The 2,502-nt window shown below is 49.8% G+C and carries 3 protein-coding genes and 1 pseudogene; all 4 read left to right on the plus strand.

The features are described 5' to 3' along the window. Positions 1-75: 75 nt before the first annotated feature. Positions 76-849, plus strand: a complete 774-nt coding sequence (locus WBV27_RS11285) for an ABC transporter ATP-binding protein (RefSeq protein ID WP_424202124.1) — start codon at positions 76-78, stop codon at positions 847-849. Further along, positions 846-1,454 (plus strand): ABC transporter permease, encoded by a 609-nt coding sequence (locus WBV27_RS11290; protein WP_424202126.1) that lies wholly within the window; start codon positions 846-848, stop codon positions 1,452-1,454. Before WBV27_RS11285 ends, WBV27_RS11290 begins: the two co-directional genes overlap by 4 nt. A 35-nt stretch (positions 1,455-1,489) precedes the next feature. Beyond that, entirely contained in the window at positions 1,490-2,365 is an 876-nt protein-coding gene (locus WBV27_RS11295) for a DUF5131 family protein (protein WP_424202128.1), read from the plus strand. Between the two features lie 24 nt (positions 2,366-2,389). Continuing rightward, a pseudogene (locus WBV27_RS11300) lies at positions 2,390-2,502 on the plus strand (quinone oxidoreductase); the annotation flags it as partial.

Below are 2,502 nucleotides of genomic sequence, written 5' to 3' on the forward strand. Positions count from 1 at the left end.
TGTCGATGGAGAAGAATATGAAGCGGTCGCGAAAGAATACTTCGATTCGATAAAATAAGGAGGCGTTAAGGCCGCATGGAGCAAACCGCGATAGAATTCAAAAATGTGACGAAGCTCTACGGGGAAGAGGGCACGAAGGCAGTCGATGATATCTCTTTTGAGATTAAGGAAGGCGAGTTCATCACTGTCCTGGGCTCTTCCGGCTCCGGCAAAACGACGACTTTAAAAATGATCAACCGCCTGATCCGTGAAGATACAGGACACATCACCTTCTTCGGGGAAGACATCAGCGGAATGAACGAAGTGGATCTTAGGCGGAAAATCGGCTATGTCGTCCAACAAATCGGTCTGTTTCCGCATATGACCGTTGCCCAAAACATCGCAACAGTTCCGGAACTGCTGAAGTGGGACAAGCAGGAGATCCAAGCCCGCATCAAAGAATTGCTGGAGCTTGTTCAATTGGATCCGAATGTGTTTGCCGACAGAAAGCCGAAACAATTATCCGGCGGGCAACAGCAGCGTGTAGGCGTTGCGAGGGCACTTGCCGCCAATCCGAAAGTGATGCTGTTGGATGAACCGTTTGGAGCGGTTGACGCAATCACGCGCCTGCAACTGCAGAATGAACTGCAAAAGATCCATAAAGAATTGGGCGACAAAACCTTTGTGTTGGTCACACACGACATCAATGAGGCGTTCAAACTGGGGACGAGAGTGCTGATAATGGACAAAGGCAAGATTTGTCAATTTGATACGCCGCGGGAAATCATGCGCAATCCGAAAACCGAGTTTGTTGCGGATTTGATTGCCACCGTAAAGGAACAAGAGGCATTTTGGAGTGAATTGAAATGATTGCATACTGGAATACTTATCATGAAAAATTGCTGACCGCCACAATGCAGCATATCGAATTAGTGGGGACGACGCTGACGATCGCCATCCTCATCGCAAGTGGAATTATCTTGGCCTGCATGCATCAGGAACGCGTGATGAACGGCTTGATCTATCTGACATCTTTGCTTTATTCGATCCCAAGTCTAGCACTGTTTGCCATCTTGATTCCGTTGACGGGATTGGGAAGGAACACGGCCATCATCGTGTTGGTGATTTATTGCCAATATGTCCTTTTGCGCAGTTTTTCCGCAGGGATCAAGGAAATCGATCCGACAATCATCGAAGCCGCTGTCGGGATGGGCATGACGAGAAATCAAATGTTCAGGAAAATCCAACTTCCATTGGCAATGTCATCCATCATCGCAGGGATCCGGATCGCCGCGACCTCGACAATCGGCATCGCAACCATCGCCGCAACGATCAATGCGGGCGGGTTGGGAACCGTACTTTTCGATGGCTTGCGGACATTCAGCGTCGTTAAACTATTGTGGGGCACTGTGCTGTCGATGTTGTTGTGTCTCCTTGTCAATGTCATCTTGTACTTACTTGAGAACGTGTTGTGACGGAGATTCGCCTGATTATTCAAAGGAGTGATCGCTTGAGTGATATCTGGAACCCGTGGCACGGCTGCAAAAAGGTCAGCCCGGGATGCCAAAATTGTTATATGTTTCATTTGGACAGTCAACGAGGAAAAGATGGCGCGCATATTTATAAAGTCCAGAGCAGCTTTGATCGCCCGCTGAAAAGGAACCGGCGCGGCGACTACGTCATACCGCCCGGTTCCACGATACGCGTCTGCATGACTTCGGACTTTTTTCTGGAGGAAGCGGACGAGTGGCGCGGCGAGGTCTGGAAGATGATTGAAAAGCGGTCGGACGTGCTGTTCTACTTGTTGACGAAAAGAATCGAACGCGTGAAGGATTGTCTGCCTGAAAATTGGGGAGACGGTTGGGAAAACGTGTGGATGAATGTCTCTGCCGAAAACCAAAAGATGGCCGATAGGCGGATCCCGGTACTCCTGGATCTGCCTTTCAAACACCGAGGCATCATGGCCGCACCGCTGATCGGCGAAATCGACTTGACGAAACATTTGTCATCCGGAAAAATCGAACGCGTCATCGTCGGCGGGGAAAACTATGATGGGGCAAGGGAATGCCATTATGAATGGGTGCAGAGGATGCACCAAGATTGCGTGGACCAGCATGTGAACTTCGAGTTCATCGAAACCGGGAATCATTTTGTGAAGAACGGACGGAAGTATGAAATTTTGGACAAAAGAAAGCAGCAGGAGCAGGCAAAGAAATCCGGCTTGTTTTATGAAGGGCGTGCGGTTTCGCTTCACCTGACGGAAGTTGCCCAAGGGGAATCGGTACCGCTTTTTCAAACCGATGCCGTGACTTTGTGCGATTCCTGCGCCTACAAGAAATTTTGCGGGACGCAATCGGGCAGACCCAGCTGCATGTTATCATTATGAAAAATTAAGACAGAGGGTGGAAGAATGAAGGCAGTCGTAGTGCACGAAGCGGGTGGTCCGGAAAAACTGGTGCATCAGGAAGTTCCGCTTCCGGAAATCCGGGAAGGCTGGTCGCTCGTGAAGGTCATGGGCTTCGG

The sequence above is a fragment of the Trichococcus sp. genome (assembly GCF_049589555.1).
Classification (GTDB): Bacteria; Bacillota; Bacilli; order Lactobacillales; family Aerococcaceae; genus Trichococcus.